Source organism: Streptomyces sp. NPDC094034 (genome assembly GCF_040303865.1).
GTDB lineage: Bacteria > Actinomycetota > Actinomycetes > Streptomycetales > Streptomycetaceae > Streptomyces.
Genome location: NZ_JBEOUD010000028.1, coordinates 46191 through 69767, shown reverse-complemented (window position 1 = coordinate 69767; position 23577 = coordinate 46191). Strand labels below are relative to the sequence as shown.

The 23577-nt window shown below is 70.2% G+C and carries 24 protein-coding genes and 1 pseudogene; 9 read left to right on the top strand and 16 right to left on the bottom strand.

Annotated features, from left to right (window positions below; translation table 11 throughout):
* The first annotated feature begins 51 nt into the window (after window positions 1-51).
* Entirely contained in the window at window positions 52-1416 is a 1365-nt protein-coding gene (locus ABTZ59_RS23635; RefSeq protein ID WP_351413106.1) for a dipeptidase, read from the top strand.
* A 9-nt stretch (window positions 1417-1425) separates the two neighbouring features.
* Here ABTZ59_RS23635 and ABTZ59_RS23630 read toward each other — a convergent pair whose 3' ends face one another.
* On the bottom strand, window positions 1426-2481 hold the full coding sequence (locus tag ABTZ59_RS23630) for an NUDIX hydrolase (protein ID WP_351413100.1): 1056 nt from the start codon (window positions 2479-2481) through the stop codon (window positions 1426-1428).
* A gap of 230 nt (window positions 2482-2711) precedes the next feature.
* Between ABTZ59_RS23630 and ABTZ59_RS23625 the strand changes: the two genes are divergently transcribed.
* Both ABTZ59_RS23625 and ABTZ59_RS23620 read left to right on the top strand, forming a co-directional pair.
* Window positions 2712-2900 (top strand): DUF8839 family protein, encoded by a 189-nt coding sequence (locus ABTZ59_RS23625; RefSeq protein ID WP_249948878.1) that lies wholly within the window; start codon window positions 2712-2714, stop codon window positions 2898-2900.
* Window positions 2901-2923: 23 nt separating this feature from the next.
* Window positions 2924-3337: a hypothetical protein gene (locus tag ABTZ59_RS23620; protein WP_351413087.1), complete on the top strand. Its 414-nt coding sequence runs from the start codon at window positions 2924-2926 to the stop codon at window positions 3335-3337.
* A gap of 39 nt (window positions 3338-3376) precedes the next feature.
* On the opposite strand, the gene ABTZ59_RS23615 is transcribed toward ABTZ59_RS23620, so the two are convergent.
* Entirely contained in the window at window positions 3377-4339 is a 963-nt protein-coding gene (locus ABTZ59_RS23615) for an ROK family protein (protein WP_351413083.1), read from the bottom strand.
* A gap of 253 nt (window positions 4340-4592) precedes the next feature.
* On the opposite strand from ABTZ59_RS23615, the gene ABTZ59_RS23610 reads away from it, so the two are divergent.
* Window positions 4593-5585, top strand: coding sequence for a LacI family DNA-binding transcriptional regulator (locus ABTZ59_RS23610; RefSeq protein WP_503003499.1), 993 nt, complete (start codon window positions 4593-4595; stop codon window positions 5583-5585).
* A gap of 68 nt (window positions 5586-5653) precedes the next feature.
* Here ABTZ59_RS23610 and ABTZ59_RS23605 read toward each other — a convergent pair whose 3' ends face one another.
* From ABTZ59_RS23605 to ABTZ59_RS23585, 5 genes are all read right to left on the bottom strand, one after another.
* Entirely contained in the window at window positions 5654-6961 is a 1308-nt protein-coding gene (locus ABTZ59_RS23605; protein WP_351413063.1) for a DUF6986 family protein, read from the bottom strand.
* A gap of 150 nt (window positions 6962-7111) precedes the next feature.
* Window positions 7112-8074: an electron transfer flavoprotein subunit alpha/FixB family protein gene (locus ABTZ59_RS23600; RefSeq protein ID WP_351413056.1), complete on the bottom strand. Its 963-nt coding sequence runs from the start codon at window positions 8072-8074 to the stop codon at window positions 7112-7114.
* Window positions 8075-8128: 54 nt separating this feature from the next.
* Window positions 8129-8923, bottom strand: coding sequence for an electron transfer flavoprotein subunit beta/FixA family protein (locus ABTZ59_RS23595; RefSeq protein WP_351413047.1), 795 nt, complete (start codon window positions 8921-8923; stop codon window positions 8129-8131).
* A 198-nt stretch (window positions 8924-9121) separates the two neighbouring features.
* Entirely contained in the window at window positions 9122-9628 is a 507-nt protein-coding gene (locus ABTZ59_RS23590; protein WP_351413042.1) for a flavin reductase family protein, read from the bottom strand.
* A gap of 195 nt (window positions 9629-9823) precedes the next feature.
* The gene (locus tag ABTZ59_RS23585; RefSeq protein WP_351413034.1) at window positions 9824-10150 is read right to left on the bottom strand and encodes a TlpA family protein disulfide reductase; all 327 of its coding nucleotides are present in this window, start codon (window positions 10148-10150) and stop codon (window positions 9824-9826) included.
* A 397-nt stretch (window positions 10151-10547) separates the two neighbouring features.
* Between ABTZ59_RS23585 and ABTZ59_RS23580 the strand changes: the two genes are divergently transcribed.
* Entirely contained in the window at window positions 10548-11276 is a 729-nt protein-coding gene (locus ABTZ59_RS23580; RefSeq protein WP_351413026.1) for a lysophospholipid acyltransferase family protein, read from the top strand.
* 111 nt (window positions 11277-11387) lie between these two features.
* Here the strand turns inward: ABTZ59_RS23580 and ABTZ59_RS23575 are convergent, their stop codons facing one another.
* The 5 genes and pseudogenes from ABTZ59_RS23575 to ABTZ59_RS23555 form a co-directional block, all read right to left on the bottom strand.
* The gene (locus tag ABTZ59_RS23575; RefSeq protein WP_351413019.1) at window positions 11388-12080 is read right to left on the bottom strand and encodes a B3/B4 domain-containing protein; all 693 of its coding nucleotides are present in this window, start codon (window positions 12078-12080) and stop codon (window positions 11388-11390) included.
* Between the two features lie 34 nt (window positions 12081-12114).
* Window positions 12115-12433 (bottom strand): annotated as a pseudogene (locus tag ABTZ59_RS23570) (hypothetical protein).
* 57 nt (window positions 12434-12490) lie between these two features.
* A complete protein-coding gene (locus ABTZ59_RS23565; protein ID WP_351413014.1) occupies window positions 12491-13579 on the bottom strand; it encodes a threonine aldolase family protein in 1089 nt (362 codons plus the stop codon).
* Window positions 13558-14319, bottom strand: coding sequence for an SDR family NAD(P)-dependent oxidoreductase (locus tag ABTZ59_RS23560; protein ID WP_351413009.1), 762 nt, complete (start codon window positions 14317-14319; stop codon window positions 13558-13560). The genes ABTZ59_RS23565 and ABTZ59_RS23560 overlap by 22 nt, the downstream gene beginning before the upstream one ends.
* Window positions 14320-14345: 26 nt before the next feature.
* The gene (locus ABTZ59_RS23555; RefSeq protein WP_351413001.1) at window positions 14346-15743 is read right to left on the bottom strand and encodes a DUF6421 family protein; all 1398 of its coding nucleotides are present in this window, start codon (window positions 15741-15743) and stop codon (window positions 14346-14348) included.
* 300 nt (window positions 15744-16043) lie between these two features.
* Here ABTZ59_RS23555 and ABTZ59_RS23550 point away from each other — a divergent pair, with 300 nt between their 5' ends.
* The gene (locus ABTZ59_RS23550) at window positions 16044-16694 is read left to right on the top strand and encodes a glycerophosphodiester phosphodiesterase (RefSeq protein WP_351412990.1); all 651 of its coding nucleotides are present in this window, start codon (window positions 16044-16046) and stop codon (window positions 16692-16694) included.
* Between the two features lie 159 nt (window positions 16695-16853).
* Here the strand turns inward: ABTZ59_RS23550 and ABTZ59_RS23545 are convergent, their stop codons facing one another.
* From ABTZ59_RS23545 to ABTZ59_RS23530, 4 genes are all read right to left on the bottom strand, one after another.
* Entirely contained in the window at window positions 16854-17423 is a 570-nt protein-coding gene (locus ABTZ59_RS23545) for a GNAT family N-acetyltransferase (protein WP_351412984.1), read from the bottom strand.
* Between the two features lie 110 nt (window positions 17424-17533).
* Window positions 17534-18430 carry a carbohydrate ABC transporter permease gene (locus tag ABTZ59_RS23540; protein WP_351412974.1) on the bottom strand — a complete coding sequence of 299 codons (897 nt, stop codon included), beginning with the start codon at window positions 18428-18430 and terminating at the stop codon, window positions 17534-17536.
* Complete coding sequence (locus ABTZ59_RS23535) at window positions 18427-19347, bottom strand: carbohydrate ABC transporter permease (protein ID WP_351412967.1); 921 nt, start codon at window positions 19345-19347, stop codon at window positions 18427-18429. The genes ABTZ59_RS23540 and ABTZ59_RS23535 overlap by 4 nt, the downstream gene beginning before the upstream one ends.
* Window positions 19344-20720 carry an ABC transporter substrate-binding protein gene (locus tag ABTZ59_RS23530; RefSeq protein ID WP_351412956.1) on the bottom strand — a complete coding sequence of 459 codons (1377 nt, stop codon included), beginning with the start codon at window positions 20718-20720 and terminating at the stop codon, window positions 19344-19346. Before ABTZ59_RS23530 ends, ABTZ59_RS23535 begins: the two co-directional genes overlap by 4 nt.
* A 169-nt stretch (window positions 20721-20889) precedes the next feature.
* Here ABTZ59_RS23530 and ABTZ59_RS23525 point away from each other — a divergent pair, with 169 nt between their 5' ends.
* From ABTZ59_RS23525 to ABTZ59_RS23515, 3 genes are all read left to right on the top strand, one after another.
* The gene (locus ABTZ59_RS23525; RefSeq protein ID WP_351412945.1) at window positions 20890-21675 is read left to right on the top strand and encodes an IclR family transcriptional regulator; all 786 of its coding nucleotides are present in this window, start codon (window positions 20890-20892) and stop codon (window positions 21673-21675) included.
* Window positions 21676-21832: 157 nt separating this feature from the next.
* On the top strand, window positions 21833-22501 hold the full coding sequence (locus ABTZ59_RS23520; protein ID WP_351412931.1) for a ThuA domain-containing protein: 669 nt from the start codon (window positions 21833-21835) through the stop codon (window positions 22499-22501).
* The gene (locus tag ABTZ59_RS23515; protein WP_351412922.1) at window positions 22486-23565 is read left to right on the top strand and encodes a Gfo/Idh/MocA family protein; all 1080 of its coding nucleotides are present in this window, start codon (window positions 22486-22488) and stop codon (window positions 23563-23565) included. Before ABTZ59_RS23520 ends, ABTZ59_RS23515 begins: the two co-directional genes overlap by 16 nt.
* Window positions 23566-23577 lie beyond the last annotated feature (12 nt).

The following is a 23577-nucleotide window of genomic DNA, read 5'->3' as shown; positions in this document are numbered from 1 at the left end:
TTTCGACGTACACCCGACAGACACAACGTCGTACCCACCAGGAGCGTGCCCATGACCGCGAATCCGATCGCCGAGACCGTAGCGTCGCTGATGCCCCGTGCCCGTACGGAGCTCGCGGAGCTGGTGGCCTTCCGGTCGGTGGCGGATCCCGCGGTGTTCCCCAGGAGCGAGTGCGAGGCCGCCGCCGGCTGGGTCGCGGACGCGCTGCGCGCCGAGGGGTTCCAGGAGGTCGCGATACTCGACACCCCCGACGGCACCCAGTCCGTCTACGGTCTGCTGGCGGGCCCCGAGGGCGCGCCCACGGTGCTGCTCTACGCCCACTACGATGTGCAACCGCCGCTGGACGAGGACGCCTGGGTGACGCCGCCCTTCGAGCTGACCGAGCGCGACGGCCGCTGGTACGGACGCGGTGCGGCCGACTGCAAGGGCGGCTTCCTGATGCATCTGCTCGCCCTGCGCGCCCTCAAGGCGAACGGCGGGGTACCGGTGAATGTCAAGGTGATCGTGGAGGGTTCGGAGGAGCAGGGCACCGGCGGTCTCGAACGGTACGCGGAAGCGCACCCGGAGCTGCTGATCGCGGACGCCGTCGTCGTCGGCGACACCGGGAACTTCCAGCTGGGCCTGCCGACGGTCACGGCCACGCTGCGCGGCATGACCATGGTCCGGGTCTCGGTCGACACGCTCGAAGGCAACCTGCACTCGGGCCAGTTCGGCGGAGCGGCGCCCGACGCGCTCGCCGCGCTCATCAAGGTGCTCGACTCGCTGCGCGCCGAGGACGGCTCCACCACCGTGGACGGACTGGCCTCGGACGCCGTCTGGGACGGACTGGCCTACGGCGAGGCCGAGTTCCGCGAGGACGCCAAGGTGCTCGACGGCGTCGGACTGATCGGCGGGGGCACCGTCGCCGACCGGATCTGGGCCCGCCCGGCCGTCACCGTACTGGGCATCGACTGCCCGCCGGTGGTGGGCGCCACCCCGTCGATCCAGGCGAGCGCGCGGGCGACGGTCAGTCTGCGGGTGCCGCCGGGCCAGGACGCCGTCGAGGCGACCGAACTGCTCATCGCGCACATCGAGAAGCACACTCCGTGGGGCGCGCGCGTCGCGGTGGAACAGATCGGGCAGGGCCAGCCGTTCCGCGCGGACACCTCCAGCCCCGCGTACACGGCGATGGCGGCGGCGATGCGTGTCGCCTATCCGGGCCAGGAGATGCAGGCATCGGGCATGGGCGGCTCCATCCCGCTCTGCAACACCCTGGCCGAGCTGTATCCCCGGGCGGAGATCCTGCTGATCGGGCTGAGCGAGCCCGAGGCGCAGATCCACGCGGTGAACGAGAGTGTCTCTCCGCGGGAGTTGGAGCGCCTGTCGGTCTCCGAGGCCCTGTTCCTGGTCAACTACGCGCGGTCCAAGCAGGCCTGACGGGGCCTGTCAGCCCACGGGAATCCCGTCTTCCAGGTTGAGTACCGTCCCGCGCTCCCTGGCCCGCAGGGCCCAGCGCAGCCGCGCGTAACGGGCGGGCGGCAGCAGCAGCCCGGCCTCCTCCTCGCCGACGAAGCGCCAGCCCCGCAGTTCGGGCCCCGGCAGAAGCAGTCGACCGGCGAGATGGGCGGGCAGCCGACCACCGTCGAAGAGCAGCCGAAGTCCGCCGTACCCCGGCGGCCTCGGCGGTTCCCAGTCGACGACCAGCAGGCCGGGCACATCGGTGAGTTCTATGCCGATCTCCTCCGCGACCTCACGTATCCCGGCGCGGGCGGGTGCCTCACCGGCCTCCACCACCCCGCCGGGGAACTCCCAGCCGGGTTTGTACGTGGGATCGACGAGGAGGACGCGGTCCTGCTCGTCGAAGAGCAGAACGCCCGCCGCGACGGTCTCGGCGGTCGGCTCGGGCGTCTGCACGATCTCGCGGACGCCCGCCGAGCCGTTCCGTACGGCCTCCGCGAGACAGATGGCGGTCTCGCGCGCCGTGAGGCCGGTGTTGTCGATCACGAGGGCGTCACCGGTGAGCCAGCCGAGCGCCGCGCGGTACGGCTCGATGTACGCGTCGCCCCGGCGCCCGCCACGCTCGCCCTCCCCCTGCCCGCGCGCCCCGTCCGGGTCGTCCGCGCGCGCCTCACGTGCCGCGATCCGTCCGCGCAGGATCGTTTCATCTGTTGTCAACAACACGTGCCGTACAGGGATACGACGCGAGGCGAGCCCGCCGAAGATCTCATCCCGGTACTCCTGGCGCAACAGGGTCATCGGCACGACGAGCGCCCCGCCCACCTCCGCCAGCAGGGCCGCCGCCGTGTCCACCACCAGACGCCGCCAGATCGGCAGGTCCTGGAAGTCGGTCACCTCGGCGAGCCGCTTCTGCGGCAGCAGCTCCGCGAGCCGCCCGCCGATCAGCTCGGGTTCGTACAGAGTGCAGTTCGGGATCAGGTCGATCAGTTCGCGTGCGGTGCTGGACTTGCCCGCTCCGAACGCACCGTTGATCCAGACGATCACGGTTCCCCCTCTTCCATAGCCCTCAGTGGACTGCCCGCAACACCCTGCCCCGGAAACCCCCCGGCAGACCGGGGAGCCCGCACGGGCCGACCGGTCGTGTCCGAGCTGTGTCCGGAAGGAAGTCGTCCTGAAGCCGCTCGGGCGTCTCCTGTACCAACCGATGTCCCCGCCGGGCCGTAACACAATCCCGGGGAACGTCGTTTAAAGCTTCACAGGCTAGGGGGTAACCAATGCGTCGGACGGTGCTTGAGCAATTTCCCGCGGGAGGACCGCGAGGCAGTTGGCCCGCGGAGGAGTTCGCGCGGGCGCGGCGGGACGAGGGCACTCCGGCCGAGGTCGTGATGGATCTCGACTCGGACGTGTTCCTCGTCGTCGTACCCCACCAGGCGACCGACTCGGGCTCCTGCGGCGCCAAGTGACGCGTACGCCCCGGCGGGTCGACATGACCGCGGCACCGGCCGCGCCCGCCCCGCTTCCGCCCGCTTCGCATCCACGCGCCAGGCGGTCCGCGCTGACGCTCGCGCTCGCGGGTCTGGCCGTCTCACTGGCCGCCACCCCGGCGGCGGCCGACAGCAGCGCCTGCACACACCACTTCTCCGGGCCGCAGATCTGTATCAGGCTGGAGGGACAGGGCGGCCGGAACGCGGTCACCGGGATCTGGACCAATCCGCCGCGGGAGGTCACCTCCCGCGCCGTGTCCCTGTTCCGGAACGGACAGCTCATCGATACGGCGACGGCCACCCGTTCCGGCAAGGCGCTGACATACAGGTGGCCGGCCGAGGACGCGGGCACGGATACCGAGTTGTGTGTGAAGTTCCGCGGCAGCAAGCGCATAGCCTGCCAGACGACCCGCTGAGGCGTTTGCCCGTACCGCTCCTGGGCGCGGGCCCGGCGCTCAGCCGCCGACCGCGGCCGCCGTTGTGCCGTCCCGTCCGCCGAGCGCCGCGGCGGCCGCCGCGCCGACGAGACCCGCGTCCCGCCCGGTCAGCGCCGGGGCGATCGTGATGCCCCGGACGAAGGAGAGCGAGGCGTAGTCCTGGAGCGAGCGGCGCAGCGGTGCGAAAAGCACCTCGCCCGCGTTCGCCACTCCGCCGCCGATGACCGCGATACGGATCTCGACCAGTGTGGCGGTCGCGGCGATGCCGGCCGCCAGTGCCTGAGCGGCCCGCTCGAAGGAGGCGATCGCCACCGGATGCCCGGCGCGCGCCGCGGCGGCCACCGCGGCCGCGGAGGTGTCACCGTCGGGTCCCGGCCGCCAGCCGCCCTCCAGTGCCCTGCGGGCGATATTGGGGCCGCTGGCGATACGTTCCACACAGCCGCGCGCGCCGCACGGGCAGAGATCGCCGTCCAGGTCCACACAGATGTGGCCGATGTGACCGGCGTTACCGGTGGGCCCCGGGTGGAGCTTCCCGTTCAGAACGAGCCCACCGCCGACCCCTGTCGAGACCACCATGCACAGCGCGTTGTCATAGCCGCGCGCGGCGCCCTGCCAGTGTTCCGCGGCGGTGATGGCGACACCGTCGCCGACGAGTGTCACCGGCAGTCCGCCGGTGGCCGCCCGTACCCGCTCAACCAGCGGAAAGCCGCGCCAGCCCGCGACGTTGACCGGGCTGACCGTGCCGGCCGAGGCGTCCACCGGGCCCGCGCTGCCGATACCGATCGCCGTGGCCGACGCCCAGAGCGGGGACGCGGAGATCTCGGCGAGGACCGCCTCGACAGCGCGCATCACCGTCTCACCGTCCTCCCGCGCGGGTGTGGGACGTTGTGCCCGTACGAGAATCCTGCCGTTGCCGTCCACCAACGCGCCGGCGATCTTGGTGCCGCCGATGTCGAGTGAGGCAACGGGGTCGGTATGCATCGGTGTGGGGTCTCCCGGCGATGAGGTGTCCCCGCGTATACCGGGGATGGACGGAACAGTGGTCGATGAACAGTCTCCATTCCCCTGACAACGTTGTCCAGGGCCTATGCTCGACGCCACAACCGTGGCAGGCAAACCCACGGCAAAGCGACCGGTGAATGAACACCGAAACACTGAAGCAACGACGACAGGACAGCGCACTGTGGCCGACAACACCCGCCGCCCCGAGCCCCGTTACGGCAACAGGCCCACGATGAAGGATGTGGCCGCGCGTGCCGGAGTGGGGCTCAAGACGGTCTCCCGGGTGGTCAATGGGGAGCCAGGTGTCACACCCGACACCGAGCGCCGGGTCCAGGAGTCCATCGACGCGCTCGGCTTCCGCCGCAACGACTCCGCGCGCGTGCTGCGCAAGGGCCGGACCGCCAGCATCGGGCTGGTGCTGGAGGATCTCGCGGACCCCTTCTACGGGCCGCTGAACCGCGCGGTGGAGGAGGTCGCCCGCGCCCACGGCGCGCTGCTGATCAATGGTTCGAGCGCGGAGGACCCGGACCGCGAGCAGGAATTGGTGCTCGCCCTCTGCGCCCGCCGGGTGGACGGGCTGATCGTGATCCCCGCCGGGCACGACCACCGCTATCTGGAGCCGGAGATCAGGGCCGGGGTGGCGACGGTCTTCGTGGACCGGCCGGCCGGCCGGATCGACGCGGACGCCGTACTTTCCGACAGCTTCGGCGGCGCCCGCTCCGGGGTCGCCCATCTGATCGCGCACGGCCATCGCAGAATCGGTTTCATCGGCGACCAGCCCCGGATCCACACGGCGAGCGAACGGCTGCGCGGCTACCGCACGGCGATGGCGGACGCGGGGCTCGCCCTGCACGACGACTGGGTCTCGCTCGGCACGACGGCGCCGAAACGGGTGCGTGACGCCGTTGTCGCGATGCTCGCGGGGCCCGAGCCGGTCACCGCGATCTTCACCGGCAACAACCGCGTGACGGTGACGGTGGTCCGGGTGCTGGCCGCGCACGACCGGCCGGTCGCCCTGGTCGGTTTCGACGACATCGAACTGGCCGATCTGCTGGACCCGGGCGTCACCGTCATCGCGCAGGACGCGGCGACGCTGGGCCGTACGGCGGCGGAACGGCTCTTCCACCGGCTCGACGGGGCGGTCGACGCGCCCTCACAGGTGGTGCTGCCGACACGGCTGATCGCCCGCGGGTCGGGAGAGATCCCGCCACCGGCACAGGGATAGCGGCGCGGGAGCGACGGCGGCTTCGCCACGGAGCCGTCACCGTCAGGCTCGCGCGGCGCGGGTCACCGTCAGGTCCGCGCGGCGCGGGGCACCGTCAGGCCCGCGCGGCGCGGGATCGCGAAGCTCTCCAGATCCGCGCGGGTCAGGCCGGTGAGCCCGGTGACCTCGTCGCTGTCGAGAGCTCCGCAGTCGAGGCCGCGCAGCAGATAGCCGCTGAGCGCCTTGGCGGTGGCGGGCTCGTCCATCACCTCGCCGCGCGCCCTGGCGGCATAGGCGGCCAGCCGGGCGGCGGCCGGCTCCAGGCCCTCGCGATAGAAGGCGTACACGGCGGCGTAGCGGGTCGGCAGCTGGCCCGGGTGCATGTCCCAGCCCTGGTAGTAGGCGCGGGCGAGAGCGCGCCTCGTGAGGCCGTAGTGCAGCCGCCACGCCTCGTGGACCTGTGCGGTTGGCCCGACCGGCAGGACATTGGTGGAGCCGTCGCAGACCCGTACGCCCGTGCCCGCGGCGGCGACCTGCATGACGGCCTTGGCGTGATCGGCCGCCGGGTGGTCGCTGGACTGGTACGCGGCGCTGACCTCGACGCAGGCGCTGTAGTCGAAGGTGCCGTAGTGCAGCCCGGTGGCCCGGCCGTCGGCCGCGCCGATCATCCGGGCCACGGTGGCGGTGCCGTCCGCGGCGAGGATCGACTGGCTGGTCTCGATCTGGATCTCGAACCCGATCCGGCCGGGCTCCAGGCCGCGCGCCTTCTCGAACTCCCCGGCGAGCCGCGCCATCGCGGCGACCTGCTCGGCGTAGCTGACCTTGGGGAGCGTCAGAACCAGCCCCTCGGGAAGGCCGCCCGCCTCCATCAGTCCGCTCAGGAAGATGTCGAGGGTCCTGATCGCCCGGTCGCGCACGGCGGCTTCCAGACACTTCATCCGGATGCCCATGTACGGGGCGGCGGTGCCGTTCCGGTACGCCTCGTGGACGAGCCGGGCGGCGCGGGCGGCGTCCTCGTCCTCCGCCTGGCCGGAGCGGGGGCCGTAGCCGTCCTCGAAGTCGATGCGCAGGTCCTCGACGGGCTCCCGGCTCAGCTTGTCCCGTACGCGCTCGTACACCGGTACGGCGAGCTCGTCGGAGAGACCGAGCACCCGTGCCAGGGAGGTGGCGTCCGGGGCGTGTTCGTCGAGGGTGGCGAGCGCCTGGTCGCCCCAGGAGCGGATGGTGCCCGCGGCGAAGGCGTCGCCGGGTACGTAGACGGTGTGGACGGGCCTTCGGGTGCCGGGGTCGCCGGGGTAGCGGCGGGCCAGCTCGGCGTCGACCGACGCGAGGGAGGCGCCGACGGCCGCGCCGACCGCGTCCGGGAGACTCGTGGCCACCTTCTCCTGCTGCCCCATGCCCAGCCCTCCGATGTGCCGCTCTTCCGAATTTCCGCTCTACGGAATCAACAATCCGTTGAAGGAAGTTAATCGGCAGGCTCGTGCCACGTCAACGACGCGGGGCCACGCGGTGCGGATCACCACGCGGCCCCGGGTCCAGAGAGCGGGTCAGCCCTTGCGGATCTTGACCTCGTCGGTGAGCTGGGGGACGACTTCGAAGAGGTCGCCGACGACGCCGTAGTCGACGAGGTCGAAGATCGGCGCCTCGGCGTCCTTGTTGATCGCCACGATCGTCTTGGACGTCTGCATACCGGCGCGGTGCTGGATGGCGCCGGAGATGCCGGAGGCGATGTACAGCTGCGGGGAGACGGACTTGCCGGTCTGGCCGACCTGGCTGGAGTGCGGGTACCAGCCGGCGTCGACGGCGGCGCGGGAGGCACCGACGGCCGCGCCGAGGGAATCGGCGAGCGCCTCGATGATCGCGAAGTTCTCGGCCCCGTTGACACCACGGCCGCCGGAGACCACGATCGCGGCCTCGGTGAGCTCCGGGCGTCCCGTCGACTCGCGCGGGGTACGGGAGACGACCTTCGTGCCGGTGGCCTTCTCGGAGAAGGAGACGGTCAGGGCCTCGACGGCGCCGGCGGCCGGAGCGGCCTCGACCGGGGCCGAGTTGGGCTTCACGGTGATGACCGGGGTGCCCTTGGAGACACGGGTCCTGGTGGTGAACGCGGCGGCGAACACCGACTGGGTCGCCACCGGGCCCTGGTCGCCTGCCTCCAGGTCGACGGCGTCGGTGATGATCCCGGAGCCGATACGGACCGCGAGCCTGGCGGCGATCTCCTTCGCCTCGGCGGAGGACGGGAGCAGCACCGCGGCCGGCGAGACCGCGTCATGGGCGGCCTGGAGCGCGTCGACCTTCGGTACGACGAGGTAGTCGGCGAACTCGGCGGCGTCGGCGGTGAGCACCTTCACGGCGCCGTGCTCGGCGAGCGCGGCGGCGGTGCTCCCGGCGCCGGGGCCGAGCGCGACGGCGACGGGCTCGCCCAGCCGGCGGGCCAGCGTCAGCAGTTCCAGGGTGGGCTTGCGGACGGCACCGTCCACGTGGTCGACATAGACGAGAACTTCAGCCATGGGACTTCTTCTCTCCTGCTCGCGAAAGATGAGGGGGCGGTCTGCGGGTGGGGCTCAGATGAACTTCTGGCCCGCGAGGAAGGCGGCCAGCTGCTTGCCGCCCTCGCCCTCGTCCTTGACGATCGTGCCCGCCGTACGGGCCGGACGCTCGGCCGCCGAGTCGACCGCGGTCCAGGCGCCTTCGAGACCGACCTCGTCCGCGTCGATCTCCAGGTCCTCCAGGTCCCAGGACTGCACCGGCTTCTTCTTTGCGGCCATGATGCCCTTGAAGGACGGGTAACGCGCCTCGCCCGACTGGTCCGTCACCGACACGACCGCCGGAAGCGACGCCTCCAGCCGCTCGGACGCGGTGTCGCCGTCCCGCCGGCCCGTGACGAGTCCGCCCTCGACCGCGACCTCGGAGAGCAGCGTGACCTGCGGGACGCCCAGGCGCTCGGCGAGGATCGCGGGCAGGACGCCCATCGTGCCGTCGGTGGACGCCATACCGCAGATGACCAGGTCGTAACCGGTCTTCTCGATGGCCTTGGCGAGGACCAGGGAGGTGCCCATGACATCCGTGCCGTGGAGGTCGTCGTCCTCGACGTGGACGGCCTTGTCGGCGCCCATGGAGAGCGCCTTGCGCAGCGCGTCCTTGGCGTCCTCGGGGCCGACGGTCAGCACGGTGATCTCGGCGTCGCCGTCCCCGTCGAAGTCCCCGGCGATCTGCAGTGCCTGCTCGACCGCGTACTCGTCGAGCTCCGACAGCAGACCGTCCACGTCGTCCCGGTCGACGGTCAGGTCATCGGCGAAGTGCCGGTCGCCGGTGGCGTCGGGCACGTACTTCACACAGACAACGATCCTCAAGCTCACGCCGGCTCTCCTACTGCATCGTCATTTCTGGGCTGCCTTGTTGCACGCAGCATAGGCGCCTTATGGGGCGGTTTCCGGTCGGGGAGACCGGCGCACCGGAGTAAATATTACTCGCCAGTACATCCAGAGTGTTCCCACTGAGCAAGCGCTTGGAACTGTGACCTTGCCAACGCGGCCGTAAGGCCACGCGGGGAACTCTCAGTCGCGCAGCGCGTTGAACCGTCCCTGGTGGTAGAGGAGCGGCCGGCCGCCGCCCGCGGGGTCGCCGACGACGGCCTGGGCGATCACCAGCCGGTGGTCCCCGGCGGGGACCCGGGCGACCACCCGGCAGACCAGCCAGGCCAGTACGCCGTCGAGGACCGGCACCCCCTCGGGGCCGGTCCGCCAGGACGTGGGCGGCCCGAACCGGTCGGCTCCGCTGCGCGCGAACGTGGCCGCCAGATCCCTCTGATGCTCGCCGAGTATGTGCACACCGACATGGGAGGTCTCGGCGATGACCGGCCAGCTGGAGGAGGAGGTGCCCACGCCGAAGGAGATCAACGGGGGCTCGGCGGCGGCCGAGTTGAGGGAGGTGGCGGTGAATCCGACCGGCCCCTCCCCCTGTGCCGTGATGACCGCGACACCCGCCGCGTGCTGCCGGAACACGGAGCGGAGCAGGTCGGGAGAGGCCAGTCGGGGAGTGGACAGATCGGGCGTGGCCGTCATGGAGTTGTCCTTCTTCGGGAGTGACGAACGGGGCCGTGGCTGCTCAGAGAGCCGGACAGCGCGCGCTCGCGTTGCGGGCCAGGTCCACATCGGCCCGCCCGTAGAGAAGGAGTTCTTGGGGCACCTCGTCAGCGTGACGATAGGTGGCGGGCGCAGTCAAGTACGTGTCCCTCGCACCCGCGCCGCCTCCCCGCGTCACATCGCCTCGCCCAGCGCCGCGATCACATCCACGGTGCGGGGTTGGCCGGCCGCTCTCCGGACGATGCGGCCCTCGGCGTCAAGTACCAGCACCGTGGGGGTCCTGAGGATGCCCAGCTCGCGCACCAGCTCAAACCGTTGCTCGGCGTCGAGCTCCACATGGGAGACACCGTCGACCATCCCCGCCACTTCGGCGAGGGTGCGCCGGGTGGCACGGCAGGGCTGGCAGAACGCGGTGGAGAACTGGACGAGCGTGGCCCGCTCCCCCAGCTCGGCGCCCAACTCGGCCGCGCCGAGCCGCTTCTCGCCGTCGTTCCCCCGCATCTCGGCTTCCCCTCGCCGCGTTCGCGCCGCACTCCGCGGCGCCGGCCTTCGCGAGCACCGCGCACGCACCACGAACACTGTCATCGTCATCCGGCGTCGTCTGTCGCCGTCGTCCGGCGTCGCCGTCTCGCCGCCATCAAGTGATCGCAGCGTTCACACAACCGCGAAATATTCCGCGGTCCCCGCGCGGCGGGGGTGCGAGACGCGCCTGTTTGTCCGCCGCACCACGGCTGCGCTGCGGCGATATGACGTCGACGTGACAAGAATCTCGCCGGACGCACACATCAGGACTGGCCACGGGGCCGCGTATGGGGCACCATCGGCGCAATGCCGAAAACCTACGGCTGCGTAACTTCCGCCGGGAGAACCCTCCCCGGAACAGAAGGGTCCTCACCTGATGGCAGAGCTCGTCTATCGGCCGGTCATCGGCGCCGCCCGCACGATGTTCAAGGCGCTGGACCTGAAGATCGACACTCAGGGTTCCGAGCACATCCCGCGCACCGGTGGCGCCGTGCTCGTCAGTAACCACATCAGCTATCTGGACTTCATCTTCACGGGGCTCGCGGCGCTCCCGCAGAAGCGTCTGGTGCGTTTCATGGCGAAGGAGTCGGTCTTCCGGCACAAGGTCTCCGGCCCCCTCATGCGTGGCATGAAGCACATCCCGGTGGACCGCAAGCAGGGCGAGCAGGCATACGCGCACGCGCTGGACTCGCTGCGCTCGGGCGAGATCGTCGGGGTCTTCCCCGAGGCGACCATCTCGCAGTCCTTCACGCTCAAGAGCTTCAAGTCGGGCGCGGCCAGGCTGGCGCAGGAGGCCGGGGTGCCGCTGATCCCGATGGCGCTGTGGGGCACCCAGCGGTTGTGGACCAAGGGCCGGCCGCGCAACTTCAAGCGCAGCCATATCCCGGTGACCATCCGGGTCGGGGAGCAGATCGAGGCGGCGGCGGACCAGTACGCGGGAGCGATCTCGCGGCGGCTGCGCGAGCGGGTGCAGGAGATGCTGGAGGCCGCGCAGCGCGCCTATCCGGTGCGGCCGAGGGACGCGGCCGACACCTGGTGGGTGCCCGCGCACCTCGGCGGGACCGCGCCCACCCCGGCGGAGGCCCGTACGGCGGAGACCGGCTGAGCCTGGGCACGGCGAAAACATACGCTGAAACGTCTCTTCTGACCGGAACGTCCCGGCCCCGCCGGGGTCCGCGCCCCGGTCAGGATCAGGCCCGGGGCGCGGCCGGGCGGGTCAGCGCGCCGGGTGGACCGTGATCCGCGCCCCGGGGCTCAGCTTCTCCAGCGCTTCGGCGAGTTCGGCGCCCGCCGCGTCGAGCGCGTCACGGGTCATGGGGGCCAGGCTCTCCAGCAGGAAGACCGCGTTCACGGACTCCTCGGTGAGCCGGGTACGCACGCCCTGACGCCAGTTCCACCGGCGGCAAGTGACGCCTTCGTCGTCGCACCAGACGACCTCGCCCGGCTCGGGACGCTCCACCGCCGTCTCGCCGCCCGCGACCGTCGCGAACGGCTCCTCGCCCGTGGCGCGCACGAGCCGCATGCCGCCGACGATCCGGTCGGTGTCCTCGCCGCCGACGGGGATCAGGTGGGCGACGCTGACGGCGTTGTAGAGGTCGACGAGCAGATTGATCCGCGGCAGCCCGGCATCGGACAGGGCGCGCTTGGCCAGTGCCTCGGCGGAGTTGCGGGTACGGGAGGGCTTGGCCCCGAACGCGGTGTACGCCGCGCGCCAGGCGGCCAGATGCGCGTCCTCGTGCGGGGCGCGACCGTCAAGCCGACCGGCGAGCCTACGGGCCGCGTCGTCCAGCAGGGCGGAACTGTCCGTATTGCTGGGGCCGTTGACCAGCCCGTGGGCCTCGACGGCGAGATGGGTGAAGCCGGGCGCGAGGGCGCGCACCTCGTCGGACACGGTGAGCGTCAGGGTCATGGTCTGCTGTGCCTCGGTACTTTCCAAGTGGCGGTCAAAGGGCGGTGGGAAGCGTCCGCCAGAGGCGGCGCCGGTCGGGGGCGGCTCTCAGCGCGCTCAGAACGACCGGATGCGGTGCATCGTAAAGTACTGGATAGTCTATCTCATTGCACTCCGGACGGACGGTCCATGCCAGCCGCTCACCCCGAGTGCGGGACCGTGTCGCGGACGAACTCGTATGCGGCTCTCGCGTATGAGTATGCGTCGGAGCCGCCGGTACGGAGCCGGGCGGCCGTCTCCCGTATCAGCGGATGGTCATGGCCGATGACCTCATCCGCCCCGGATGAGCCGCATAGCGGCCACCCTAAAGACAGGACCGGCCGGAATCCAATGGATTTCCGGCCGATCACATATCTATGTGGAAGCCTGCGCTATCGCGCCATCTCTTCCTTGAGCGCCTGGACGAAGGCGTCCACGTCGTCCTCCGTCGTGTCGAAGGAGCACATCCAGCGGACGTCCCCGGCCTTCTCGTCCCAGAAGTAGAACCGGAACCGGCGCTGGAGGCGGACGCTGACCTCGTGCGGCAGCCGTGCGAAGACGGCGTTGGCCTGGACCGGGTGGAGGATCTCCACTCCGTCCACCGCGCGTACGCCCTCCGCGAGCCGCTGCGCCATCGTGTTGCTGTGCCGGGCGTTGCGCAGCCACAGATCGCCCGCGAGGAGCGCCTCCAACTGCACCGATACGAACCGCATCTTGGACGCGAGCTGCATGGAGAGCTTGCGCAGATGCTTCATGGCCCGCGTGGCGTCCGGGTCCAGGACGACGACGGCCTCGCCGAAGAGCATGCCGTTCTTCGTGCCCCCGTAGGAGAGGATGTCCACACCCACGGTGTTGGTGAACGTCCGCATCGGGACGTCCAGCGACGCCGCCGCGTTGGATATCCGGGCCCCGTCGAGATGGACCTTCATGCCCCGCTCATGCGCGTGCGCGCAGATGGCGCGGATCTCGTCGGGCGTGTAGACCGTGCCCAGTTCGGTGTTCTGGGCGATCGACACGACCTGTGGCATGGCCCGGTGCTCGTCGTCCCAGCCATACGCCTGCCGGTCGATCAGCTCGGGTGTGAGCTTGCCGTCCGGGGTCGGTACGGTCAGCAGCTTGAGGCCGGCGACCCGCTCGGGGGCGCCGCCCTCGTCCACATGGATATGCGCGGTCTCGGCGCAGATGACCGCGCCCCATCGGTCGGTGAGCGCCTGGAGCGCGACCACATTGGCGCCGGTGCCGTTGAAGACCGGGAAGGCCTCCGCCGTCGGGCCGAAGTGGCTGTGCATGACGCGCTGGAGATGACCGGTGTAGTCGTCCTCCCCATAGGAGATCTGGTGGCCGCCGTTGGCGAGGGCGAGCGCCGCCAGGACCTCGGGGTGCGCGCCCGCGTAGTTGTCGCTGGCGAAGCCGCGTACGTCGGGGTCATGATGCCGGCGCGCGTCCGTCGTACGGGAGCTCACGGCTCGGGGGTCAGCCACAGACGGTTTCCATTCACTTCCCGGGCGGGCCGGTCCCAGACTCCGGCGATGGCCTCGGCCAGGTCCGTGACGTCCGTGAAGCCCGCGAACTTCGCATTCGGGCGCTCGGCGCGCATCGCGTCGTGCACCAGTGCCTTGATCACCAGGATGGCAGCCGCGGCCCGGGGGCCCTCCTCGCCCCCCGCCTTGCGGAAGGCATCGCCGAGGGCCAGCGTCCAGGCCTCGGCGGCGGCCTTGGCGGCGGAGTAGGCGGCGTTGCCTGCCGTGGGCTTCGCCGCGCCCGCCGCGCTGACCAGCACATAGCGTCCGCGGTCGCTGCGCAGCAGTCCGTCGTGGAAGGCGAGGGACGTGTGCTGGACGGTACGGATCAGCAGCTTCTCCAGCATGTCCCAGTCGGCGAGATCGGTCTCGGCGAAGGAGGCGCTGCCGCGCCAGCCGCCGACGAGATGGACCAGTCCGTCGATCCGGCCGAACTCCTTCTCGGTCTTGTCCGCCCACGCGCGGGTGGCGGCGAGGTCGAGCAGATCGACGGTGTCGCCGGTGACCGTGGCTCCACCGTGCGCGTACCGTGCGGCGTCGACCGCCTCGGCCAGCCGGGTGGCGTCCGCGTCCGCGCCGACGACCGTGGCGCCGGCCTCCGCGAGCCGGAGCAGCGCGGCCCGGCCCGCCGGACCCGCCGCTCCGGCCACCGCGACCACGGCTCCGTCCAGTGCGCCGCTCGTGGCACCGCTTCCGTTCATGGCCGTCGCCTCTCGTTCGCGAGGGCTCACGCGGCCGCTCGCCCGGTGTCGTTGGCCCGGATGCCCTTGGTCGAGTCGATCACGCTCTTGATCTTCTTGGAGAGTGCCTCGTAGAACATGCTGAGCGGAAACTCGTCCGGAAGCACATCGTCGACCAGCTTACGAGGCGGCTGGGTGAGATCGAGGGCGTCGGGGCCCTTGGCCCAGCGGGAGCCGGGGTGCGGGGCGAGATACGTCGAGACCAGTTCGTACGCGGCGAACCAGTGGACCAGCTTGGGGCGGTCGATGCCGGCCCGGTACAGGTCCTCGATCTCCGCGCAGAGCTGGTTGGTGACCTGCGGGGCCCGCTCCCAGTCGATGCGCAGGGTGTTGTCCGTCCAGCGCACCACATCGTGCTGGTGGAGATAGGCGAAGAGCAGCTGGCCGCCGAGTCCGTCGTAGTTGCGTACCCGTGCGCCGGTGACCGGGAAACGGAACATCCGGTCGAAGAGGACGGCGTACTGGACGTCACGGCCCTGCGCGAAACCGTCCGCCTCCAGCCGTACGGCCTCCCGGAACGCGGTGAGGTCGCAGCGCAGTTCCTCCAGTCCGTACATCCAGAACGGCTGGCGCTGCTTGATCATGAAGGGGTCGAACGGCAGGTCGCCATGGCTGTGCGTACGGTCGTGGATCATGTCCCAGAGCACGAACGCCTGCTGACAGCGGTCCTGGTCGGCGACCATCGCGCTGATGTCGTCGGGCAGTTCGACGCCGAGCGTACGGACGGCCGCGTCGATGACCCGGCGGAAGCGGGCGGCCTCGCGGTCGCAGAAGATCCCGCCCCAGCTGAACCGCTCCGGAGCCTCGCGCACGGCGATGGTCTCGGGGAAGAACACCGCGGAGTTGGTGTCGTAGCCGGCGGTGAAGTCCTCGAAGGTGATGCCGCAGAAGAGCGGGTTGTCGTAGCGCGTGCGCTCCAGTTCGGCGAGCCACTCGGGCCAGACCATGCGCAGCACGACCGCTTCGAGATTGCGGTCGGGGTTGCCGTTCTGCGTGTACATGGGGAAGACGGCGAGGTGCTGGAGGCCGTCCACCCGGTCGGCGGCGGGCTGGAAGGCCAGCAGGGAGTCCAGGAAGTCGGGGACGTCGAAGGCCCCATCGGCCCATTTACGCAGGTCGGCAACCAGCGCCGTGTGATACGCGGAGTCGTGCGGGAGAAGCGGGGAGAGCTGCTCGACCGCGGCGATCACCCGGTCGATCGTCACCTCGACGAGCGAGCGCGCCGGAGCGTCCTCGGCGTCGAAGTCGATCGAGCCGTCCTTGGACTGCCAGGGCCTGATCTCCTCGACGGAGTTCTTGAGCTCCTGCCAGGCCGGGTGATCGATCACCCGGGCAGCACTCGATATGCCGGGTACGGCGGCGCCCTGCGCAAGAATTTCCGTCATGTCACTTCCTCCACGGGAGAACTTGGCGTCAAGACACCGTATAGGCCTTCAGTTCTCCCTTACAAGCGGCAGGGGCATAAATTATCCTGCGCACCCCCCATGGTCACCGCCATTTTTCCTGTGATCCAGGGGTAGGACACTCGTAACCAGCGTAGCGCCGCGGGCTTCCACGGGCCTCCGGACTCCTTGACGCGCGGCCGGGTCCCAGGCAGGGGCCTGGCCATTAGGCTGCGCGCGGGAGCCGCCGTCGACGGAAGCGAGGTCATCTTGACTTTCCAGACCATCGGTCATCGTGGAGTGATGGGTGTCGAACCGGAGAACACCCTGCGCTCCTTTCTGCATGCCGAACGCGCGGGCATGGACGCCATCGAACTGGATCTCCATCTGACCAAGGACGGCGCTCTCGCCGTCATGCATGACACGGACGTGGACCGTACGACCGACGGAACGGGCGCGATCGCCGACCGGACACTCGCCGAGCTGCGGGAGCTCGACGCGGGGCGGGGCGAGCGCGTCCCGGTCTTCGAGGAGGTGCTGGACGCCGTACGGTCGCCGCTCCAGGCCGAGATCAAGGACAGGGCCGCGGCCCGCGCGCTGGCCGAGGTGATGCTCCGGCGGGGGGTTGTGGAGCGCGTCGAGGTGTCGTCGTTCCATGACGAGGCGGTCGCCGAGATCGCCTCGCTGGTGCCCGGCGTGCGTACCGTACTGGTCGCCAGCCGCTGGGGAGCCGACGTGGTGGACCGGGCCAGGGCGGTGGGCGCCGCCAGGCTGGCCCTGAACATCAGGAGACTGACCCTGGAGGTCGTGGAGCGCGCGCACGCGGAGGGGCTGGGGATCATCGGCTGGGTGGTCAACACCCCGGATCAGCTGCGCCTGGCGCGGGCGCTCCAGCTGGGGGCGGTGACCACCGACTTCCCGGAGATCCGGCGCACGGGCCGGTTCATCGCCTGAGCCTTCGCCGGGCCCGGCGAAGACCGCGCGGCTCTCCGGCCCACAGGTGTCCGGCACACAGGTGTCGGGCACACGGGTGTCCGGCCCATAGGTCGCCGGCACACAGGTCCCCGGCCCACGGGTCTGTGGCCCACGGGTTTCCGGGCCCCTACCGGCGCCTCAGCCGAGCCGCTTGACCAGCAGTTCGAACTCCAGGTCGTCCCGCTGCGGGATACCGAAGCGCTCGTCGCCGTACGGGAAGGGGTACAGCTTTCCCGTACGGCGGTAGCCGCGCCGCTCGTACCAGGCGATCAGTTCCTCCCGGACCGTGATCACGGTCATATGCATCTCCCGTACGCCCCAGGTCTCGACCGCGACGCGCTCCGCCACCGCCATGACCTGCTTGCCGAGACCGGAGCCCTGCGCGCCGGGCGATACGGCGAACATTCCGAAGTAGGCGGCGTCCCCGCGGTGTTCGAGCTGGCAGCAGGCGACCAGCGCGCCGTCCCGCTCGATGGCCAGCAGCCGGCTGCCGGACGACTCGATGACGTCGAGCACCCCTCGCCGGTCGGTTCGCTGCCCCGCCAGGATGTCGGCCTCGGTGGTCCAGCCCGTACGGCTGCTGTCCCCCCGGTACGCCGACTCTATGAGGGCGACGAGCGCGTCCGTATCGGCTGCCGTGGCGTCCCGGTGGACCAGTTCGCCGGTCCCGTGCGGGACCTGGGGGCGGGGGTGGCTGACGGCGTCCATGGTGCGCGGTCTCCTCTGTCCTGGCTACGGCTGCCCCGGCTACGGCACGGGTCTGCGCAGCCTAACGCGAGGCCGCGGAGACCAGGGCCTGCCCGGTGGATCTTCTCGGATCAGCCCTTCACCGCCCCGACCAGTCCGTTGACGAAGTACCGCTGGAGGCTGAGGAAGAGCAGGATCACCGGGATGACCACGATGAGCGCGCCCGCCATCAGATTGTTGTAGTGCGGCACGTTCTCCGCCGAGAGGTACTGGAGTCCCAGCGGCAGGGTGTACGTGGACGGATCGTTCAGGGAGACCCGGGTGAGCAGGAACTCGTTCCAGGTCGGGATCGCCGTCAGCAGCGCGACGGTGATCAACGCGGGTCTGGCCAGCGGCAGATAGACGCTGGTGAAGATCCGCAGCTCGCTCGCCCCGTCGACGCGCGCGGAGTCGCGGAGCTCACCGGGCACGGCCAGGAAGGCCCCGGTCATCAGCAGCACCGAGAGCGGGGCGCCGCCGTTGACGAAGGGCAGCACCAGCCCGAAGTGCGTGCCGAGAATGCCCAGTTTGTTCTCCAACAGCACGATGGGCAGCATCACCGTGATGCCGGGCACGAACAGCAGTGAGACGAAGAGCTTTTGCAGCGCCCCCCGGCCGGGGAAGCGCAGCACGGCGAAGGCGTAGCCCGCCGCCGCGTAGATCACCAGCGTCAGCACCACCGTATAGGCGGTGACCAGCAGGCTGTTGAGGAAGAAGTCGAAGAAGTGCAGCTTGTTCCAGGTGTCGACGAGTGTGTCGAACGTCGGATCGTCCGGGATCAGATGCCCGCCGCGCACGACCTCGATCTGGTCCTTGAAAGCGGCGGACACCATCCAGAGGAACGGGTAGACGCTGACGAGTCCGTAGAGACCGAGGAGTACGCCGACGACGGTGCGGGCGACGAGCCGACGGGTGCGCGCCCTGCTCTCGTCGGGCCGGCCGGGCGCGTCGGGCCGGTCGGGACGGGCCTTCATGGTGAGCGAGGTCATGTTCTGCTCCGCAGCGCTCGCAGATTGATCAGGGCGAGGACCAGCGCGACGGCGAACAGGATCCAGCCGAGCGCGCTGGCGAGCCCCAGGGTGGGCGCGAGATTCTTGAGGAACGCCAGGCGGTACGCCTCCAGGCCCAGCACATTGGTGTGATCACCGGGCCCGCCGTTCGTCATCACCAGGAAGGTCTGGAAGCCCTGGAGGGATTCACGCAGATTGAGCAGCAGGACGATGGCGGTGATGGGCCGTACCAGTGGCCAGACCACCGAGGCATTGGTACGCCACCAGCCGGCGCCGTCCAGTTCGGCGGCCTCCAGCACACTGCGGTCGATCCCTTGCAGACCGGTGAGATACAGCAGCATCGCGACCGGAACATGGCCCCAGACCGTGACCACGATCATGGTGGGCATGGCGGTGGCCGGATTGCCGAGCCAGCCCTGCGGCTGCTGGAGGGAGCCGAGCCCCAGACCGTCGAGGAGGAAGTTGATCGCCCCGTCCGGCTGGAGGATGTACTGCCAGGCGAAGAAGACCGCGATCCCGCTGGTCACATAGGGCAGGAAGTACACCGAGCGCAGCACCGACTGGAAGCGCTTGACCTGGTTGAGCAGCACGGCCAGCGGAAAGGAGACCGCGACGGTGAGGGCGGGGGCGGCGATCATCACCCAGAGGGTGTTGACCGCCGCGTGCCGTATCCGCGGGGCGTAGACCGGACTGCGCCACAGCAGATCGGCGTAGTTGTCCAGTCCGACCCAGGTCCAGTTCGGGGAGAAGCCGTTCCAGGTCGCGAAGCTGAGCGCGAAGCCGTACCCGACGGTGTACAGACCCATCACACAGAACAGGACCACCGCCGGGCCGACGAAGAGGTATCCGGTGAGCGTCTCGTACGGACGGATGCGCCGGCGGGGAGCCGTCGTCACCGCGCCGCCGCCCAGTAGGAGGCGTTGAGCTCACGCAGCTTCTTCGCCGTCTGCTCGATGGTCTGCTGCCCGAGCGGGGTGAGGTCGGCGAGGATGGCGCCCGCGTCGTCCTGCTCGTAGCCCGGCGCGCGGAACTCGTTGCCGCGGCTGGGGTCGTAGGTGTTCCGCGCGGTGCCCTTGAAGCTGTCGACCATGGCGGCGAGCGCCGGGCCGAGTACGGCCGCGGGGTCGGCGCCGAGTTCGGTGGCCGGGACATCGGAGGCGTCCTTGGCGAAGCGCGCGGCGATGTCCTTGCCGGACAGGAACTCCAGCCACTTCTTGGCGTTGTCGGGCTGCTCGCTGGTGGCGGCGACACTGAGACTGGTCAGCGCGAGCGGACCGAGCGCGCGATCGGGGACGGCGCCGTCCTTCGGGGAGGGCAGTCCGAACGCGAACACGTCGTCGGGGTCCATCCCGTTCTGCTTGAGAAAGGCGAGGGTGAAGGTGCCGCCGATGTTGAAGGCCGATTTGCCCTGCGCGAAGGCCTGGTCCGCCTGGTCGATGGTGAGGGACTGGGTGCCGGGCATCCAGTACGGGGTGAGCTGGTCGTACATGCTCAGCACCTTGACGCCGTTGGGCGAGCCGAAGTCGGCGGCCGGGTCCTTGCCGAAAAGGCTCTCGTACCCCTGCTGTCCGAGCTGGCTGAAGGCCAATGGCTGGAGAACCCAGGTCAGGCCGGTGGCCTGGACCTTGAGGCCGAGCGACATACCGCCGGTCTTCGGGTTCTTGGCGGTGGTCCGCTTCAGCGCGTCCAGGAAGCCCGACCAGTCGGCCGGGGGCTCGGTGATGCCCGCCTCGGCGAGCATCTTCTTGTTGGCGTAGACGATCCCGAAGGTGCCCACGGTGAGCGGCACGCTGTAGCGGGCGCCCTTCTCGATGCCGTGGTCCTTCGCGGTCTCCGGCAGCGAGTCCTTGAACCGCTGGTCGGTGACGAGTCCGGACTCCCTGACGGGTTCCTGGATACGGCCGGCCCACTCGCCGGTGAAGTCGCCGGCGAGGTCGGAGACGATCCCCGCCGCACCGAAGACCCGGTCCTCGCCGTCGGAGTGCACTTCCAGCACATCCGGCAGATCGCCGGTCTTCGCCGCGCTCTGCACCTTGGTGGTGTAGGCGTCGTCGGGTGTGTAGGCCTCGACCGTGACCGAGATGCCCGTCTGCTTCTTGAACTCGGCGGCGGCGTTGCGCAACGCGCCGACATGGGACTGCTTGAAGGTCCACATCTCCAGCGAAGCGGACTTCTCTCCGGAGTCGGAGGAGCCGCCACAGGCGGAGAGCGTGGTCAGCGAGAGCGTCGTGGCGATGGCGATCGCCGCGAGCCGGACATTCTTTGACATAGGTATACGCATGGCCCCTACCTAAGGATCAACCGTTCAGAAGGCCGAATGGCGTTGGAGTGACCGAACTTATGGTTGGGGTGATATAGCGTCAAGACGCACGTCGGGATTCGTGCCGACCGGTTCGCCGAGGGGCACCGGCGCGAGAAGCGGAGGTTCCGTGGAATCGGTGGCAGCAGCAGCGCGGGGGCGCAAGCCCGAAGAGGTCAAGTCCGCGGCCCGGGTGCTTGAAGTGCTCGAACTGCTGGGCGCGGAAGGCGCCCGGCTCTCGCTCGCCGAGCTGGCCGGCACGATGGCCGTGCCCAAGAGCAGTCTGCACGCGATCCTCCGCACGATGGAGGCGCGCCGCTGGGTGGATCTGGACGCGTCGGGCACCCGCTACAGCCTCGGCCTCAAGGCCCTGTTGACGGGTACGGCCTATCTGGAGGGCGACGATGTCGCGAGCCTCGCGGGCCCGGTGCTCGACACCCTGGCCGAGGAGACGGGCGAGTCGGTGCACCTGGGCAGGCTCGATGGTACGGACGTCGTCTACCTGGCCAAACGGGAGTCCCGGCATGCCCTGCGAATGTACTCGGCGGTGGGCCGCCGGCTACCCGCGCACACCACAGCGCTGGGCAAGGCGATGCTCTCCCTCTATGACGCGGCCGAGGTCCGGATGCGACTCAACTGGCCGCTGGAGAGCCTCACTCCGGACACGGTGACCGACCCCGACGAACTGCTGAGCCAGCTGTCCGAGGCGCGGCTGCGCGGGTGGGCGATGGACGACGGGGAGAACTCGCCGGACATCCGCTGTGTGGCCGTGGCGCTCGGCACCGGCCGCGACGGCGGCGACGCGATCAGCTGCTCGGCGCCCAAGAGCCGGATGGACGACGCCCGCGCGGAGGAGATCGCCCTCGCGGTCACCGAGGCGGCCCACTCGCTGCGGACTCTGCTCAAACGGCTCGGGCAGCACTGACGTCGTACGGCCGACCATTTGGTAGAGTCGTTGACAAATAGATCCCCCTCTTCATACGTTCGGATGACGGTACGCCATTCCGCCATCCGTACAGCCATCCGTACAGCGAAGTTCGCTGGCCCCTGCCGTGCAACGCCGATGGGAGCGTGCAACGACCATGACGTCCGAGACATCCGACGCCCGGAAGGCCCTGGTGGTCCGTGGCGGCTGGGAGGGACACCAGCCCACGGCGATCACGGAACTGTTCCTGCCCTTCCTCCGCGACCGCGGCTATGACATCCGGATCTCCGACACCCTGGACGTCTACACGGACGCCGACCTCCTCGCCGCCACGGATCTCGTGGTCCAGTGCTGGACGATGGGCGAGATCACCGCCGAGCAGAGCGCGGGACTCACCGCGGCCGTCCGGGCCGGCACCGGACTGGCCGGCTGGCACGGCGGGATCGTGGACTCCTTCCGGGGCGATGTCGGCTACCAACTGCTCACCGGCGGCCAGTTCCTGATGCATCCGCCCGGTTTCTCCGACCACACGGTCACGCTGGTCGAGGAGCGCGCCGACCATCCCGTGATCGCCGGACTGAGCGACTTCCGGGTCCATACGGAGAAATACTGGCTGGCCACCGACCCGCTGATCGATGTCCTGGCGACCACGGAGTTCGCGGCCGACGAGGAGCGGGCGCGGCCGGTCACGATGCCGGCCGTCTGGACCAGGACGTGGGGCGAGGGGCGGGTCTTCGTCTCCGCCATCGGCCACAAACCGGACGACTTCGATGTGCCCGAGGTACGGGTGCTCACCGAGAGGGGACTGCTGTGGGCGAGCCGCTGAGGATCGGCATGGTGGGCGCGGGCAAGATCAGCGGCGCCTATCTGGACACCCTGGAACGGCTGGAGAACGTCACGCTGACGGCCGTCACGGATCTCGCCCAGGAGCGCGCCGCGACGGTCGCCGACCGGGTGCCGGGAGTGGCGGTCGTCGGCTCGGTGGCCAAGCTGGTGGCACGCCCCGACGTGGACGCCGTACTCAATCTGACGATCCCGGCGGTCCATGCCGAGGTCGCCCTGGCCGCGCTCGCCGCGGGCAAGCATGTGTACGGGGAGAAGCCGCTGGCCGCCACGCGCGCGGAGGCGGACCGGATCCTGGCCGCGGGCGCGGCGGGCGGGCTGCGGATCGGCTGCGCGCCCGACACCGTGCTCGGTACGGGCGTCCAGACGGCGCGCAAGGCGGTCGACGACGGGCTCATCGGCACACCGGTGGCCGCGACCGCCTTCATGACCACGGCCGGCCACGAACGCTGGCACCCGGACCCCGAGTTCTACTACCGGCGGGGCGGCGGCCCGCTGCTCGACATGGGTCCCTACTACCTCTCGGCGCTCGTGCATCTGCTGGGCCCCGTCATCACGGTCACCGGTGCGGGTTCCCAGCCCCGGGCCGAACGGGAGATCGGCAGCGGGCCGCGGGCCGGTGAACGGTTCGCGGTGGAGGTCGACACTCATGTCACGGGGGTGCTGCGGCATGCCAATGGCGCCCTCACCACCCTGGTGATGAGCTTCGACATCCAGGCCGCCCGGCTGCCGCGTATCGAGGTGCACGGCACCGGAGCCTCACTGTCCCTACCCGACCCCAACGGATTCGACGGAACGGTCGAACTGCACCGGGGTACCGGCGAGTGGGAGGCGCTGCCGGTCACGGCCGGATATGTGGGAGCGGGGCGCGGCACCGGGCTCGCCGATCTGGCCGAGTCACTGGCCGCGGGCCGCCCGCACCGAGCGTCCGCCGAACTGGCGCGCCATGTCCTCGACATCATGCTGACCCTGCTCGACTCGGCGCGGGAAGGCAGGGCGCTCCCGGTGGAGAGTTGCAGCGTCAGGCCGGAGCCGGTACGGCACTGAGCGCCGACCGGC